This is a genomic window from Pseudalkalibacillus sp. JSM 102089 (assembly GCF_041366475.1).
GTDB classification, from domain to species: domain Bacteria; phylum Bacillota; class Bacilli; order Bacillales; family Guptibacillaceae; genus Guptibacillus; species Guptibacillus hwajinpoensis_B.
Window position 1 is genome coordinate 48328 of sequence record NZ_JBEWYW010000009.1, and the last position, 16831, is coordinate 65158.

At 39.8% G+C, this 16831-nt stretch carries 17 protein-coding genes and 1 riboswitch; of the genes, 15 read left to right on the forward strand and 2 right to left on the reverse strand.

Going from position 1 to position 16831, the window contains the following annotated elements:
• Positions 1–13 precede the first annotated feature (13 nt).
• From ABVF21_RS17320 to ABVF21_RS17340, 5 genes are all read left to right on the forward strand, one after another.
• Complete coding sequence (locus ABVF21_RS17320) at positions 14–1189, forward strand: acetyl-CoA C-acetyltransferase (RefSeq protein WP_303535484.1); 1176 nt, start codon at positions 14–16, stop codon at positions 1187–1189.
• Between the two features lie 30 nt (positions 1190–1219).
• On the forward strand, positions 1220–3004 hold the full coding sequence (locus tag ABVF21_RS17325) for an acyl-CoA dehydrogenase family protein (RefSeq protein ID WP_371018675.1): 1785 nt from the start codon (positions 1220–1222) through the stop codon (positions 3002–3004).
• Between the two features lie 272 nt (positions 3005–3276).
• The gene (locus ABVF21_RS17330; RefSeq protein WP_194218961.1) at positions 3277–3636 is read left to right on the forward strand and encodes an arsenate reductase family protein; all 360 of its coding nucleotides are present in this window, start codon (positions 3277–3279) and stop codon (positions 3634–3636) included.
• Between the two features lie 101 nt (positions 3637–3737).
• Positions 3738–4127 (forward strand): glycine cleavage system protein GcvH, encoded by a 390-nt coding sequence (gene gcvH, locus ABVF21_RS17335; RefSeq protein WP_194218962.1) that lies wholly within the window; start codon positions 3738–3740, stop codon positions 4125–4127.
• 163 nt (positions 4128–4290) lie between these two features.
• Positions 4291–4539, forward strand: coding sequence for a YusG family protein (locus ABVF21_RS17340; RefSeq protein WP_194218963.1), 249 nt, complete (start codon positions 4291–4293; stop codon positions 4537–4539).
• A gap of 100 nt (positions 4540–4639) precedes the next feature.
• Here the strand turns inward: ABVF21_RS17340 and ABVF21_RS17345 are convergent, their stop codons facing one another.
• Complete coding sequence (locus ABVF21_RS17345) at positions 4640–5143, reverse strand: peroxiredoxin family protein (RefSeq protein ID WP_303535490.1); 504 nt, start codon at positions 5141–5143, stop codon at positions 4640–4642.
• A gap of 139 nt (positions 5144–5282) precedes the next feature.
• On the opposite strand from ABVF21_RS17345, the gene ABVF21_RS17350 reads away from it, so the two are divergent.
• From ABVF21_RS17350 to ABVF21_RS17370, 5 genes are all read left to right on the forward strand, one after another.
• Positions 5283–5810: a TraR/DksA C4-type zinc finger protein gene (locus ABVF21_RS17350; protein WP_303535492.1), complete on the forward strand. Its 528-nt coding sequence runs from the start codon at positions 5283–5285 to the stop codon at positions 5808–5810.
• Between the two features lie 153 nt (positions 5811–5963).
• On the forward strand, positions 5964–6296 hold the full coding sequence (locus ABVF21_RS17355) for a toprim domain-containing protein (protein WP_303535493.1): 333 nt from the start codon (positions 5964–5966) through the stop codon (positions 6294–6296).
• Positions 6297–6365: 69 nt separating this feature from the next.
• Complete coding sequence (locus tag ABVF21_RS17360; RefSeq protein ID WP_371018676.1) at positions 6366–6683, forward strand: thioredoxin family protein; 318 nt, start codon at positions 6366–6368, stop codon at positions 6681–6683.
• Between the two features lie 337 nt (positions 6684–7020).
• Positions 7021–7785 carry an RNA polymerase sigma-I factor gene (gene sigI / locus ABVF21_RS17365; RefSeq protein WP_303535496.1) on the forward strand — a complete coding sequence of 255 codons (765 nt, stop codon included), beginning with the start codon at positions 7021–7023 and terminating at the stop codon, positions 7783–7785.
• A 21-nt stretch (positions 7786–7806) separates the two neighbouring features.
• Complete coding sequence (locus ABVF21_RS17370) at positions 7807–9063, forward strand: anti-sigma factor domain-containing protein (RefSeq protein ID WP_371018677.1); 1257 nt, start codon at positions 7807–7809, stop codon at positions 9061–9063.
• Between the two features lie 75 nt (positions 9064–9138).
• Here the strand turns inward: ABVF21_RS17370 and ABVF21_RS17375 are convergent, their stop codons facing one another.
• Positions 9139–9564, reverse strand: a complete 426-nt coding sequence (locus ABVF21_RS17375; RefSeq protein ID WP_303535500.1) for a TlpA disulfide reductase family protein — start codon at positions 9562–9564, stop codon at positions 9139–9141.
• A 213-nt stretch (positions 9565–9777) separates the two neighbouring features.
• A riboswitch (SAM riboswitch) is annotated at positions 9778–9888 on the forward strand.
• 150 nt (positions 9889–10038) lie between these two features.
• Between ABVF21_RS17375 and metX the strand changes: the two genes are divergently transcribed.
• From metX to ilvN, 5 genes are all read left to right on the forward strand, one after another.
• Entirely contained in the window at positions 10039–11127 is a 1089-nt protein-coding gene (metX, locus tag ABVF21_RS17380; RefSeq protein WP_303535502.1) for a homoserine O-acetyltransferase MetX, read from the forward strand.
• A gap of 1 nt (position 11128) precedes the next feature.
• The gene (locus tag ABVF21_RS17385; protein ID WP_303535504.1) at positions 11129–12427 is read left to right on the forward strand and encodes an O-acetylhomoserine aminocarboxypropyltransferase/cysteine synthase family protein; all 1299 of its coding nucleotides are present in this window, start codon (positions 11129–11131) and stop codon (positions 12425–12427) included.
• An 866-nt stretch (positions 12428–13293) separates the two neighbouring features.
• The gene (gene ilvE, locus ABVF21_RS17390; protein ID WP_194218970.1) at positions 13294–14199 is read left to right on the forward strand and encodes a branched-chain-amino-acid transaminase; all 906 of its coding nucleotides are present in this window, start codon (positions 13294–13296) and stop codon (positions 14197–14199) included.
• Between the two features lie 376 nt (positions 14200–14575).
• A complete protein-coding gene (gene ilvB / locus ABVF21_RS17395; protein WP_371018700.1) occupies positions 14576–16297 on the forward strand; it encodes an acetolactate synthase large subunit in 1722 nt (573 codons plus the stop codon).
• Positions 16294–16815, forward strand: a complete 522-nt coding sequence (ilvN, locus tag ABVF21_RS17400; RefSeq protein ID WP_194218971.1) for an acetolactate synthase small subunit — start codon at positions 16294–16296, stop codon at positions 16813–16815. The genes ilvB and ilvN overlap by 4 nt, the downstream gene beginning before the upstream one ends.
• The last annotated feature ends 16 nt before the right edge of the window (positions 16816–16831 follow it).

Genomic DNA, 16831 nt, shown 5'->3' on the forward strand with positions numbered 1-16831 from the left:
GGAGGGAAGTTTGATGAAAGAAGCAGTTATTGTATCCGGTGCTAGAACACCTGTTGGAAAAGCAAATCGTGGAACGCTTGCCAATATGCGTCCAGATGATCTTGGAGCACTTACCGTTAAGGAAACGTTAAAGCGTGCCGGCGGTTATGATGGTGCAATAGATGATGTGATTATGGGGTGCGCTATTCCTGAAGCAGAACAAGGACTGAATGTAGCTAGAATGATTGGAGCTAGAGCAGGTCTTGCTGAGACGGTTCCAGCCATTACAATCAACCGATATTGTTCTTCAGGTTTACAGAGTATCGCTTATGCTTCAGAACGCATAATGCTTGGCCAATCTGGTGCCATATTGGCTGGTGGAGTGGAATCTATGAGCCTTGTGCCGATGGGCGGTCATGTGATAAAGCCCAACCCTACTCTTGTAGAAGAAAAACCTGAATATATTATGGGAATGGGACACACAGCGGAAGAAGTCGCACGTCGCTTTGAGATTAGCAGAGCAGATCAGGATGCTTTTGCGCTAAGGAGTCATCAGCGTGCAGCTCAGGCAATCAAAGATGGGAAGTTTCAGGATGAAATTGTTCCGATCGAAGTGACGAAAAGATGGATTGATGAGAAAAACAAATTACAGGAAAAGAAAGTCCTTTTCTCACAAGATGAAGGTGTTCGGGCAGATACGTCACTTGATGTTCTCGGTAAGTTACGTCCAGTATTTAATGTTAGAGGCTCTGTTACCGCCGGAAATTCATCACAAACAAGTGACGGAGCAGCAAGTGTTCTCGTCATGGATCGAGAAAAAGCTGAAAGTGAAGGCTTAGCGCCTATGGCTAAGTTCAGATCATTTGCTGTTGCTGGTGTAGCACCCGAAATAATGGGAGTCGGACCGATTGAAGCGATTCCTAAAGCTCTTCGACTCGCTGGACTTGAGCTATCTGATATTGGGTTATTCGAATTAAATGAAGCTTTTGCATCGCAATCTCTTCGCGTCATTAGAAAGCTTGGACTTGATGAAGACAAAGTGAATGTAAATGGTGGAGCAATTGCACTTGGTCATCCACTTGGATGTACAGGGACGAAGTTAACCTTAAGCTTAATTCATGAGATGAAACGCCGCGGAGAACAATTTGGTGTTGTGACGATGTGTATTGGCGGAGGAATGGGCGCTGCCGGAGTGTTTGAAATTCTTTAAAGGCAACGAAAACAAGGGAGGAAAACAAGCATGTCTAATACAATGAACAAAACGGTTAAAGGTGCAAGCTTCTTGATTGAGGATCAAAAGGCAGAAGATATTTTCACACCGGAGGATTTTTCAGATGAGCATGTCATGATGGGGAAAACGACGGAAGACTTTGTAGTAAAGGAAGTCGTTCCAGCACTTGATAAAATTGAGAATCATGAATTTGAAATTTCACGGAAGCTTCTCGAAAAAGCTGGTGATCTCGGACTTCTTGGAGCGGACGTTCCAGAAGAATACGGCGGTCTTGGCCTTGATAAAATCAGTTCATCTGTTATTACTGAGAAATTCGCTCGTGCTCGTTCGTTTTCCCTAAGTTATGGCGCCCATGTTGGAATCGGCTCTCTACCTATCGTCTTTTTTGGAAACGAAGAGCAGAAGAAAAAGTATCTTCCAGGTCTTGCGTCAGGAGCTACAATTGCTGCTTATGCTTTGACTGAGCCTGGTTCAGGTTCTGATGCTCTTGGGGCTAAAACCACAGCTAAGCTTAATGCTGAAGGAACACATTATCTTCTAAGCGGTGAAAAGCAGTGGATCACGAACTCCGCTTTCGCAGATGTATTCATTGTCTATGCGAAAATTGATGGCGAACATTTCTCTGCTTTCATTGTTGAGAGGGATTCCAAAGGTCTTTCAACTGGTCCTGAAGAAAAGAAAATGGGAATCAAAGGCTCTTCTACAAGAACATTGATTCTTGAAGATGTTGCCGTGCCAAAAGAAAATTTACTTGGAGAAGCAGGTAAAGGGCACATCATTGCATTTAACATCTTGAACGTTGGTCGCTATAAGCTAGCGGTAGGTACAATTGGTGGAATGAAGCGTTCGATCGAACTTTCCGCTAAGTATGCGTTAGAGCGTAAGCAATTTAACACGCCAATTGCAAAGTTCTCTCTCATACAAGAGAAACTGGCGAATATGGCAGTAGCAACATACGCAACAGAAAGTTCTACTTACCGCACAGGAGGTCTTTTTGAGCAGAAGTTAGGAAAGCTTTCGGATGAAGAACAAAAAGACGGAGCGAAAGTCGCAGAAGCGATTGCAGAGTATGCGATTGAGTGTTCACTAAATAAAGTGTTTGCTTCAGAAGCGCTAGATTATGTTGTAGATGAGGCTGTGCAAATTCACGGTGGATACGGCTTTATGTCTGAATATGAAGTTGAGAAAATGTACCGTGATTCTCGTATCAATCGTATTTTTGAAGGAACGAATGAAATCAATCGCCTTCTAGTTCCAGGCACGCTTGTCCGTAAAACAATGAAAGGCGAGCTTCCATTCCTTGAAAAGGCTACTGCACTTCAAGAAGAGCTCATGATGTTAACGCCACAAGAAATTGGTGATGCACCACTTGAACAGGAAAAGCATCTCGTTAAGATGGCAAAGAAGATTATGCTTATGACTGCAGGTACAGCTGTTCAAAAATATGGCAAGGCTCTTGATAAAGAACAAGAAGTTTTATCAAACATGGCAGATATCGTAAGCGAAATTTACTCTATGGAATCAGCCGTACTTCGCACAGAGAAAGCGATTAATAAAACTGGTGCAGAAAAGCAACAAAATAAACTTCTTCTAACACAAGTTTTCTGTCAGGAAGCTTTCAACCGTATTGAAGCTCATGCTAAAGAGACTTTGGTTGCCGTCGAAACAGGCGATTCACTTCGCATGATGATATCTGCTCTTCGTAAACTATCACGTTATACTCCAATTAATGTTATTGCGAAGAAACGTGAAATCGCTGCAAGCATTCTTGGACAACAGCGTTTTACGGTTTAATAAGCTATCATCGCTATACTAATGTAAAATAACAATTTGAATTGGTCATAACCGGCAGGATCAAAACTAACTTCCAAACCATGTTCTCTATTGTCCCTCCAGAAATGGGGGGATTTTTTTCTCTTAATTAGGAAAAATAGTGAGTGGAATAATGAAAGGATTTTGTTAATAGATGACGAAATTTACTTTTAGGTGCATCTGTATTTGTCCAACTCCTCTCATGTGGTAAACTAACGTTATAATCACTTGAGTGTCTTTAAGGAGGAACAGATTTGCCCATTACATTCTATGCATATCCCAAATGTGGTACATGTCGTAAAGCGAAGAAATGGTTCGAGCAAAACGATATTGAAGTAAATGAAGTACACATCGTCGAAAATCCGCCCTCAAAAGATGAGTTAGCTGTCCTGCTTAATCATAGCGGCTTACCAATTAAGAAATTCTTTAATACGAGTGGGCAGAAATATCGAGAGCTTGGATTAAAAGATAAGGTCGCTACATCGACTCAAGACGAATTGCTTGAAATCCTTGCTTCTGATGGGATGTTAATCAAACGTCCAATCGTAACTGACGGAGAAAAAGTTACTGTTGGGTTTAAAGAGGATGTATTTGAGGAAACATGGAAACGATAAAATAGTTGCTTAATTAATAATAACTATTATACGATAGTTATTGTAAATAATATTAACTACTAACCTTTATTAAGAGGAATTATTTCAGGGAGGAATTACTAATGAACTTACCAAAAGATTTTCGCTACTCAGAAGAACACGAATGGGTGCAAGTACAAGAAGACGGAAACATCCGCATCGGTATTACAGACTTCGCACAATCAGAACTTGGAGATATCGTTTTTGTTGAGCTTCCAGAAGAAGGCGACACGATTGAATCTGACGAGCCTTTCGGTAGCGTGGAATCTGTAAAAACTGTTTCTGAGCTATACGCACCAATCTCAGGAAAAGTTCTTTCTGTCAATGAAGATTTAGAAGACAGCCCTGAATTCGTTAATGATTCACCATACGAAAAAGCATGGATGGTTGTTGTAGAACCTTCTGAGCCTTCTCAAGTAGAAGAACTAATGACAGCTGAAGCATACGAAAAAATGGTAAGCGAAGACGAATAAATCAGTCATTCATTTTATAGCTCTCCATTGCTAGTCGAATTATGAGCGTAAAAGTCCACTCATCATCGTAAACTCTTATTAATGAATGTGTTTCCTAATTTCAGTCATATAATGAACCAATGATGGCTTTACGGAATGACACAATAAAGAGGGGATGATACCAATGATTGAGACACCTCGCCCAATGCAAAGAATCGACGTTACTCGAAAGGTATATGGTAAATTTGATCAACAAGCGATGAACTTGTTTATGGACAAGGAAAGAATTGGCCGTATCTTATTCTCAGATCAAGGAAATCAATATGAGTTTCTTGAAGGATTTGAGATGGAGCAGAACAAAATTTATCATTACGAACAAGTAATCGAGCAAAATGGAAGGTATGTAGAAGACTGCGACCTCGGCTGGTGTTAATAAGAAAAGCGAATACGCTCGTTAAGGCCCGACAAGCACTTCTCTTCTAACGCCAACGACTTTATTACTGCATAAAAAACCGGCCATTTGGCCGGTTTTTTTATGCTTTGTTTTTGCGAATATATTTAATCGTTTTGATTAAACCATCAGCTGATGGTCTTCCAAATGGGCTCGACTGTAAATATTGTGCCATTAATTTGCCGTTCTCATCGATAAGAAAGATGGCAGGCTCTCCATGCTCACCGTGATCTTCATAGGGGTCATCTTCTCGATGCATCATAACACCATAGGAATCAATTGCCGCATTCTCTTTGTCACTTATTACTGGGAACTCGAGGTTATGCTTTTCTTTCATTTTTCTAAGAGATTCTAAGCTATCTTTTGCAATGGCAATTGGATGGACGTCTAACTTTCTAAAAGCACCTAGATGCTCTTGAAGCTCTTCTAATTGCTCATTACATACAGGGCACCATTCTCCTCTGAAAAATAAGAGCATATGCCAACGCTTGTCTTCCTTAAGGTGCTGTTCAAATTGAAACAGTTCACCTTCAGTATTAATTAACGAAAAGGATGGTACTTCCTGTCCAAGGTTTAACTTTGCCATTATGACCACTCCAATCTTTAATCTTATTGATTTATTTCCACCAGTTGAGCATGATAAAACATAATTGTGTGGTTTAGTGTGAGTAGGGTTAAGGGAAAATAGGTACTGGAAAAGAAAATGACCTATGGAGGGAATTACTATGGCTTTGTCGAAACAAGAATTACAGCAATTTAAAAAACAATTATTAGATCAAAAGAAAGATCTTTTAGATGGTGGTGCAAGTCACCGAGATGAAAATGCTGCTCTATCTGAGGAAACAGGAGAATTAACATCGTACGACAATCATTTCGCTGATATGGCTTCTGAATTGGATCAGCGCGAGAAAGATATTACACTGGAAGATGCAGCTAGAGAACGATTAAGCTTAATAAATACAGCACTTGATCGTATTCGAGAAGGTAATTACGGAATTTGTGTAGATACTGGTGAAGAAATTGATAAAGAACGTCTTGAAGCCATTCCTTATGCGATACGCACCAAAGAAGCACAAGATCAATTGGAAGAGGCCAAAGAAAGTAATAGACCGGATGATGAGGCTACATTTGAAACGTCAGGCAATAGAGTCGATGATCGCCTTCGCACAGTGGATGACCTCCAGAATGAACACGGTAATTCAACATCTGAAACATATTTAGAAGAGGACGATCCTGATCAAGGCAATGATTAACAAAGCTTTCATTCATCTGGCTCAATGAGTAGCTGTTGTATCTAACACTTCAAAATGAATAAATTAAATCATATGCCTTGAAACGAAATGCTTCAACTACCATATGCTATAGTAAATGAATTGATACGACAGCTTGAAATGGAGCGTTGTGCCATGACTGATAAAGTAATTATTGTAGAAGGAAAGACAGATAAGGAACAGTTAATGAGAGTGTTAGATGAGCAAGTGGAGATTATCTGCACTTATGGAACGATTAGTTTTGACAGGCTAGAAGAACTTAGTGAAGAGCTTGAGGAGAAGGATGTATATGTTCTTGTAGATGCTGATGATGCCGGAGAGAAATTAAGACGGCAGCTTACACAAGAAATTCCACATGCCGAACATCTCTACATTACAATGCTTCATCGTGAAGTAGCAGAAACACCTCTAAATTATTTAAATAGGATTTTAAGGGCGGCGAAATTTAAAGTAGTGACCGTCCAATAATCAAGAAATGAGCGAAAAGGAAGCTTAACGAAGCTTCCTTTTCGCTCTTACATAGAATGGGGTATAAACATGCAAGACATAACCGATGAATCCATGGTTAGTGAACTTTTACAAAAGGAAGGCACTGTTTTTTTCTTTTACACGCCTTTTTGTCAGACGTGCAAAATTGCAGAGCGAATGTTACAAATTGTTTCGAGCTCTAAAGGGGTTGAATCACATATCTACTCATGTAATTTAAATTATTTTCCTTGGGTAGCGGAAGCATTTAAAATACAAAGTGTACCTGCATTAACAGTTATTAGGGGGAAGGGCGGGAATAACACCCTTTTTGCCTTCGAATCAGTCGTAACTGTGGATGCATTTCTTAGTGAACACAAATTCGTTTGATGAAATTTGACCAATTTATCGTTATTTTCTGGATTTAGAAAATCGCTTCAAGACGGGCTTGAATGAATACGCAATTCGCTGAAAATTAAGCAAGATTAATAATGATAAATTAATATAACAGGAAGTAAAGAAACAGTAACATTGTCATAAAATTGTATTTTCGTTCATGCTGATTGAATGGTATAACTGAATAGAGTCACCTTTCCGATGTTTGATACGAATGGTGACGCATTTTTATTTTAATTACTAATTTAGAATTCTCAAACTAAAAACATCTAAGAATCCAACCCGAGAAGCAATCAATTAGAAATTGACTGCAAGATGAGAGGTGTATAACATGACAACCATTTCAATCAGCACAATGGGAAATTTCGCAAATCATAAAGAAAATAAAAAAGATAGTATTACATTAGAAGATAAAATTGATAGTATACAAAACGGAAACCAGTTATTAAGAAACCAGCTATTAGAAGATTACCAACCGTTTATTAAGAAAATCACGTCCAAAGTTTGCAATCGTTATATCAATCATTCGATGGATGAGTTCAGTATTGGACTTTCAGCTTTTAACGAAGCGATGGATCAGTTTCGAAAAGGACAAGGAAGTAGATTTTTAACCTTTGCTGATATGGTGATTAGAAGAAGAGTCATCGACCATATCCGTAAAGAAGCAAGACAAAATAAGTATATTTATCTTGAGCCTGAGGAACTTGATGAGGAAGGCCGACTAGAAGATAGTTTTGCAGAACAGAAAGCTGCACTTGATGTATACGAAATGGACAGACAGCGTGAAGTAAGAATGTATGAAATTGAGGAATACGAACAATTGTTAAAGAAATTTAGCATTACGTTTAAAGTTCTGAGCAAAAACTGTCCTAAACATATTGATGCAAGAGAAAATGCAAAGATGATTGCGCAATTGATTGCTCAAGATGACATTCTTTCAAGTTATTTGTTAGAAAAAAAGCAGCTCCCTATAAAAGATTTGCTAGCGCTCGTTACATGCAGTCGAAAAACGATTGAACGTAATCGAAAGTATATAATAGCAGTGGCGTTAATTCATCTGGGTGGATTTAATGCGCTGAAATCTTATATACAGTAGTTGAATTAAGGGGGCCAGGGGATGAAAAATGGGGTCATTATGGACATTCGTGGACGTAAAGCGGTTGTATTAACACCCGATGGGGAGTTTACTACGATCAATTTGAAGCGAAATCATACGTTAACAATCGGCTCTGAAATTAAACTTACACCAAAACCATTAAACAAGAAAAAAGGTTATTTTACCCCCTCTATGCCCACCCTGGCCGGTATGGCAGCAATTTTGTTATTAGTTGTAATCGTGACAGGTGTGATTCCTGTTAGACAAAATGACGCAGTTGCGGCCTATGTAAGCTTTGATATCAATCCAAGTATTGAGGTTGGAGTCAACTCCGACCTTGAAGTTGTTCAATATCAAGCGTGGAATTCGGACGGTGAAGGGTTAAACTTAGATCAAGAGGTAACGAACATGCCTCTAAGCGAATTTGGAGGGCTCCTAGTCTCGAAACTCGACAAAGAGGGGTATCTAACAGAAGATAGAAAACTGCTTATTGTCGCCTCAAATGTAGAGAAGAAAGAGCGTTATCAGGCGATCAAGGATCAGCTTGAGAATACGATTCAAGGAATAGAACAGAATCAAGCATTAGTCAATCAAGCAGTTGCTATTACAACGATATTTGATACTGACTATAGTACTCGAGCAAAAGCTATAGAAAATGGGATAACACCAGGAAAATATATGACTTATCTTGCTGCTGTTGATCGGGGAGCTACGTTATCAATAGAGGAAGTACGGAATTTGTCTGTCAAAAACATGGATGAATTAGAGACCGAAAGCATGACCGCAGTGGAATCAAAGTCGAAAGATCGCTCTTTGGAACTAGAAGATTCTGTCGTCCAGTTGAACGATAAGACGGTACCTAATCAGAATCAAGAAGATAGTGATTTAGTTCTTCAGGAGCCTGAGCAAAGCTCTTCTGATAAGGTTGAAAATGTGGAGAAAGAACAAAAGGACACGACTTCAGAACCAGAAATTAGCCCGTCAGATCAAACTGAAGCATCTAAAGATAACAACAAAGTGCAAAAAGATAAAATAGAGAAAAACGAAGACGAAGCTAATTCTAAAATAGCTAAAGAACAAGACAAAGAAAAAAAGAAGGCTGAAAAAGCAAACGAGAAAATAGAGAAATCTCAGGAAAAATCGGATAAAAAAATAGAAAAAGCTCAAGAAAAAGAGGATAAAAAGGACAAAAAGAAAGACGAAAAGCAGGATAAAGACAAGAAGGACAAGAAGGACAAGAAAGATAAGAAAGATAAGAAAGATAAAAAAGACAAATAACGCAACATGCTATTATTTATTTTATTTTCATTATTTTAAGCCAGAGGGATTCCTCTGGCTTTTTTTATGGTGTGGTTATTTTGATGTCATGATGTCGGGCAGTGCCTTTGCGATATCAAGAAATGATGATTTGTCATCGAACACATGTACGATTTGGTGATCTTGATTAAGCAATACAGTTGTTGGGACACCTGTACAACCAAATTTGTCGTAAGTTTCTCGTCCACTGTCTTGTAAAACGAGGAAAGGAAGATTGTTTTTGATCGTGAAATCTTTACCGGCTTCTTCTGACCGTTCACGACCTGTCACGTTAATTGTTAAGAATGCTAATGTATCAGCATCTGCATGCTGGTAGAACTGTTCTTTCATCGGTAAATCTTTCATACAATCGGGGCACCAAGAAGCCCAGAATGTAATCATAACTGGTTTCCCCCTGAAGTCCGTTAAGCTGATGATTTCTCCGCTTTGTACTTCTTCTAACGCAAAGGACGGCGCTTGCACTATCAATCACCTCTTCAAAATTATTCTAAGGCTACTTTATCAAAAATTCGATTCTAATCAAACTTAATACACTGTAGGCTCTGTTTCACGATAATTTGGATTAACATAGGCATTCTTTAAAAAAATGAAAAGAATGATAATTCCGAAAAAGTGTTTGACACTAATGCGCCACCTTGCTAAAATAAACTCAATTAAACAAAAACAAAATATTCTTACTTATCTAGAGAGGCGGAGGGACTGGCCCTATGAAGCCCGGCAACCGTCAAACCAATTCTGGTTTGAAAAGGTGCCAAATCCTGCAGGAGAAATCCTGAAAGATAAGCGGAGCTGATGAATAAATCAATCCTCTCTGTCTTTCAGAGAGGATTTTTTATATTGAGGCGACGTTTTCTTATAGCATTGGTTCTAGATTTATGGCTCATTATTATAGCCTTAATGAAGAAAGACGGATTGGTCGAAAGGAGTGATAGGGGTTTGGAAAGAGAGACGAGATACGAAGCTCAGAACGTATTGATTGGCTCGTTCACACTTGAGTCTGGCGAGACGCTACATGAAGTAGAACTCGCTTATGAACGCGTTGGACCAGAAGACGCTCCGGTTATTCTTGTCTGTCATGCATTAACTGGAAATCAATATACAATTGGTGATTCTGAGCCTGGCTGGTGGAAAGGATTAATTAGAAAGGATGGCTATATCGATACTTCTGAATTTCAAGTTATAACGTTTAACGTTCTTGGAGGATGTAACGGTTCTACAGGACCGCTATCGATTAATCCAGTCACGAGAGAACGGTATAAAGCGGACTTCCCGTTTGTTTCAGTGAGAGATATGGTCCACTCACAGAAAAAGGCACTTGAAGTGTTAGGTATCGATCACCTTCATGCTGTGATTGGTGGATCACTTGGAGGAATGCAGGTTCTTGAATGGGGTGTCCTTTACCCAGATGGAATGGAGCATCTGATTCCACTTGCGGTAACCCCAAGCTTAAATACGTATGGAATAGCTTATAACGCGATTTCTAGATTTGCTATTACAAACGATCCTGATTGGAAGGATGGATACTACGATCCTCATCAACAGCCAACATCGGGGCTTGCAACTGCAAGAATGATCGGTATGATCTCTTATCGAACAGATGAAATGTTTCAAAAAAAATTCGGTCGAGCGGCGATCGAAACTTCAGAAGAAAATCATAAAGTAGCACAGTACGAAGTGGAATCTTATTTACACTATCAAGGAAATAAGCTTGTAAGCCGATTTGATGCAAATAGTTATTTGTATTTATTACGGGCAATGGACACACATGATATTAGTAAAGGCCGAGGTAATCTTACATCTATTATCAAGGACATTAAAGCGAGCATTCTTGCTATAGGTTTTAAAGGGGATTTAATCTATCCTCCAGAGGATTTAGAAAAATTGTTTGCTCAAGTTCATTCTTCTCCGTTTTATCTAATCAACACAAAATTTGGTCATGATGGTTTTCTCGTTGAGTTTGATAAATGGGGACCGCTTATAAAGGAACAAGTAACATTAACTAAAAATATCGAAGGAGTGAAGTGAAATGGCAGAGAAAAAATATAATTTGGAGACAATTGGAATTCATGGAGGTTTACAAGCTGATCCAGCTACAGGCGCAAGGGCTTTACCGATTTATCAATCGAATGCTTATCGATTTAATAATACTGATCACGCAGCCGATTTATTTGCCTTAAAGGAAGAAGGGTTTATCTATTCGCGCATAGGCAACCCTACAGTGGGTACACTTGAAGAACGTATTGCTCAACTAGAAGGTGGTGTTGGAGCTCTTGCTCTTGCAAGTGGCATGGCTGCCATTACAACTGCCATTCTAAATGTAGCCAATAGCGGGGACGAAATTGTTTCTGCTTCGACTTTATACGGTGGAACGTATAACCTCTTTTCTGCTACACTTCCGAAATACGGAATAAAGACCAACTTTGTTGATCCTGAAGATCTGGAATCTTTTAAATCAGCCATTACTCCAAATACGAAAGCTATTTTTGCAGAAACGATTGGTAACCCGGGTCTCCATGTATTAGATATTGAAAAAGTAGCAGATATTGCACATGAAGCTGGAATCCCACTTATTATAGACAATACATTTGCTACTCCATATCTTTGTAGACCAATTGAGCATGGGGCAGATATCGTCGTTCATTCCGCCACAAAATGGCTTGGCGGAAACGGGTCCACAATGGGAGGAATTATTGTCGATGGTGGCAAATTTGATTGGAATTCACCTAAGTTTCCGGGCTTCACAGAACCCGATGACACGTACCATGGCATAGTATTCGCAGAAGCACTACCCGAAGCGGCGTATATCGTGAAAGCAAGGGTACAGCTCCTAAGAGATACAGGTGCTGCGCTTAGTCCATTTAACGCTTTTCAAATTGCTCTAGGTGTAGAAACACTCCATGTTCGCATGAAAGAGCACGTTGCAAATACTCGGAAAATCGTTTCTTACTTAAAAAATCATCAGGCAGTTGAGTGGGTGAGCTATCCTGAAGATGAGAATCATGTATCGAATCAATTGGTGCCAAAGTATCTACCTAAAGGTGCTGGAGCTGTCGTCGTATTCGGAATAAAGGGAGGACGCGAAACCGGAGCAGGAATCATTAATTCAGTTGAACTTTGGTCTCATGTAGCAAACGTAGGAGACGCGAAAAGTTTAATTATTCATCCTGCCAGCACAACCCACCAGCAGCTAAGTGCGGAAGAGCTAACAGCTTCCGGCGTGCGTGATGACCTCATTCGTTTATCTGTTGGAATTGAACATATTGATGATTTAATCGCTGACCTGGATCAGGCCATTGCCAAAGCAAAAGTTGAAGCCAACGTATAATTCAGCACTAAAGCTCTCTTCCATTTGAAGAGAGCTTTTTTTAGTTTAGCAGTTTCTGACTTCATTACGTCAAATATTGAATGAGAGACTAAGATGACTAGTCTTCAAAGCTCATCATATATACACATGACAACTGTAAATAAACATACAGAAAGAATGCTTACCCTTTTGGTGATGCAATGGTCAATTACGTAAGAGGACTGAGCCGTTTGGTTGTTCCTTGTTTAATCTTTTTCTTTTCAATAAGTAAATCGAGTTGTAATTTTCTTCTATGCTTTTTCATAAAAACGAGAGCTTCGCTATGATGCTACTCATTGAGATAGGTTTGTTGTTTAATTCAGTTTTTATCAAATCGGCTAAAATAATTAGAAAAATCCAGGTATATACTTGAAAGCGTTGTAGCTCAGTATAGGAATTCTAACAGAAGATAGCACTGCGGATGGCGTTGGCAGGTGTAAAGTATATAAGATATGTTTACAATTTTTTTTGGAATGGTTTATAGATCTGGAGAGGACTTGCCCAAGAAAAGGTACAGATGGATCCAGCTCTTTCTTTTAAATTTCCTTGGCATAAAACAAAAAAATGTAAGCGTTTTATTGAATTTATAATTAAAAATTTTTCGTGTGATTAAATCTCACGCATACCAACGTTGTAAGCGTTTCCAAATAGATTGATATATCAAAATTATCAAAAAACTTATATTTTAGGTGTTGACCTTAAGTCCAAACCGGCGTAATATAATCCTCAATTAAACAAAGTATTCAAATAACTCAAACACACAATTAGGACCCCGGATTACGTTGGTCCTATCATTAAACACTAACGCTTTACTGCGTCTACTTAACAAACAGAAAGGAGTGAACAAGGTGAGTGAACAGTGGATCTACCTTAACGGAGAATTTGTGAAGAAAGAAGATGCCAAAGTATCTGTATACGATCATGGTTTTCTCTATGGCGATGGGGTGTTCGAAGGAATTCGCATGTATGACGGAAATGTTTTTCGATTAGAACATCATTTACAACGGCTTTATGATTCAGCTCATTCAATTATGCTTAAAATAACGCACACTATGGAGGAAATGACCGCCATTATTGTGGAAACGCTGAAGAAAAACAACCTTCAGGATGCCTATATCCGTATTGTTGTATCACGCGGAGTTGGGAACCTGGGACTTGATCCTTTCACATGTAAGGAACCTCAAGTGATCGTTATTGCAGAATCACTAGCCTTGTTCCCTAAGCGATTATATGAAACAGGAATTGATATTGTAACGGTAGCAAGTAGAAGAAACCGATCGGATGTCTTAAGTCCGAAGGTTAAATCGCTCAACTATTTAAATAACATTCTTGTAAAAATCGAAGCGAATTTAGCTGGTGTCAGCGAAGCTCTAATGTTAAATGATCAGGGATATGTCGCTGAAGGATCAGCTGATAATATATTCATCGTAAAAGGCAATGTGATCAAAACACCGCCTGGATATGTTGGTGCATTAGAAGGAATTACGCGAAATGCCATTATGGAATTGGCAAGACAAAAGGGATATGACATGAGAGAAGAAACTTTCACACGTCATGATGTCTATGTTGCAGATGAAGTGTTCCTAACTGGAACAGCTGCTGAAGTTATTGCGGTCGTAAAAGTAGATGGTCGAGAAATTGGTGAAGCAAAACCGGGTAAAACGACGAACGAGTTGCTTGAAGCATTTCGAGATATCGTCACTGTCGATGGTGTCAGTGTTTACCCTTCAAAACGAGACGTTCAAGCAGGATAATTCTTACAAAAAAATAAATATCAATAATCGATGACGAGGCAAAAGAAACAGGAATTGGTATTAACCAGAGAGCCGGTAGTGGTGGAAGCCGGTATTACCCCCTGTATCGACATCCCCTCCGAGTGTTGATCTGAATTAAGTAACATAGGATCAGCCAAGTGTTCTAAAAACACTTGTTATCAAAACGAGCAGTTTGCTCATGAGGCGGCATCTTTTTGTCGCAAAGTAGGGTGGTACCGTGAAGTCTTTTCGCCCCTATGGACCGTAAAAAAAGCGGCGTAGGGATGAGAAGGCTTTTTTTTATTAGTAATAAACAGTAAAATACGCAAACCCGTTATCGAACGGAGGCGTGCAACACAATAAAGCATTGGAGGGTATGAATATGCGGGCGAAGGCTAAACCAGAAGCCGAAGCGGTAACAGCGGAAATGACCGGGGCAGACGTATTGATTGACTCTTTAAAAAAAGAAAATGTTGAAGTTCTCTTCGGATATCCGGGAGGAGCAGTTCTTCCAATCTATGATGCACTTTATCGATCGCCAATTAAACACATTCTCTCAAAGCATGAACAAGGTTCCATTCATGCGGCTGAAGGATATGCGAGGGTTAGTGGGAAACCAGGTGTAGTTATTGCAACATCAGGTCCAGGAGCAACAAACCTCGTAACGGGGATAACAGATGCCATGATGGATTCATTACCACTGGTTATCTTCACTGGGCAAGTTGCAAGTACGGTGATTGGTACAGATGCCTTTCAAGAAGCGGATATTATGGGAATTACAGCACCAATTACAAAACATAATTATCAGGTTCGTGACGTTCAGGATCTACCAAGAATTATTAAAGAAGCGTTCCATATTGCAACAACAGGACGTCCCGGTCCAGTTCTAGTTGATATCCCTAAGGATGTGGCGAACAAAACCATTGCACCCGGCTATGATTCTACTATTCATCTACCCGGCTATCAGCCAACTTTCTCGCCAAACATTTTGCAGATCAAGAAGCTCGCGGATGCGGTTGGTGCAGCAAAGAAACCGGTGATTTTAGCTGGAGCTGGCGTTCTCCATGCGAATGCAGGAAAAGAACTCGTCGCTTTTTCTGAGAAGCATCGCATTCCAGTCATCAATACATTACTTGGTTTAGGAAGCTACCCTGGCAATCATCCTCTATTCCTTGGAATGGGAGGAATGCACGGAACGTACACAGCGAATATGGCACTGTATGAATGTGACTTGTTAATTAGCATTGGTGCACGATTTGATGATCGATTAACGGGTAACCTTGACCATTTTGCCATTCATGCAACGGTTGCTCACATCGACGTTGATCCTGCAGAAATTGGGAAAAACGTTCCTACTCAGATTCCAATCGTATCTGATGCAAGAGAGGCATTGAAGAAGCTTCTAGATATTGATTCACCAGTTCCAGATACAGAGGATTGGCGTAAGGTGCTTACTCAAAATAGTGAAGATTTCCCACTTTGGAAGAAAACATCTTCAACGGAATTTCTGCCACAGCGAGTAGTTGAACTCGTGCATGAATACACGAAGGGAGACGCTATTGTTACGACGGACGTTGGTCAACATCAAATGTGGGCGGCTCAGTACTACGCATTTGCAGATGCCAACCGATGGGTAACATCTGGTGGACTTGGCACGATGGGCTTTGGTTTCCCTTCCGCGATTGGAGCACAGCTCGCATTCCCAGAACAAACGGTTGTGGCTCTTACAGGAGACGGGGGATTTCAGATGACATTACAGGAGCTATCGACTCTGCAAGAGTTAAACCTTCCTGTGAAAGTAGTCATCATGAACAATCAGACGCTTGGAATGGTGAGGCAGTGGCAGGAAGCTTTCTATGAAGAACGCTATTCTCAATCCCTTATACCTGTACAGCCAGATTTTGTGAAGCTTGGTGAAGCTTACGGTATCCAATCTTTTAAAGTAACCAATGAAGAAGAAGCAAAAGTTGTTTTTGAAGAAGCCTTTTCTCACCGAGATCCAGTTTTGATCGACTGTAGAGTAGCTGGAAAGGAAAATGTATATCCAATGATTGCACCTGGTAAAGGGCTTCATCAGATGATTGGGGTGAAACCATGAAACGAATCGTAACTGCAACAGTGATTAACCAAAGTGGTGTTCTAAACCGCATTACGGGGTTGATGACCAAGCGGCAATTTAATATCGAAAGCATAACGGTTGGTCATACCGAGACAGAAGGAGTATCCAAAATGACCTTTGTCGTTAATGTGGACGGTGATGCGAAGATTGAGCAGCTGATCAAACAGCTCAATAAGCAGATTGATGTTTTGAAAGTAACTGATATAACGGATCAAGCTATCGTTGTCCGAGAATTAGCGTTAATTAAGGTTATAAGTAACGCCCAAATTAGAAGTGAGATTTCAGGAATTATTGAGCCGTTTAGGGCTTCTATCATCGATGTCAGTCGAGAGAGCATTACCGTACAAGTAACGGGTAACTCCGACAAAATTGAAGCGATTCTAGACCTTCTCAGGCCATATGGCATTAAGGAAATGGTTCGAACTGGTATAACTGCTTTTCCAAGAGGAAGTCAAAAGTCAGTAACAGATTTGAAGCAGTATTCCATTTTAAATTAACTAATAAACCTAAATA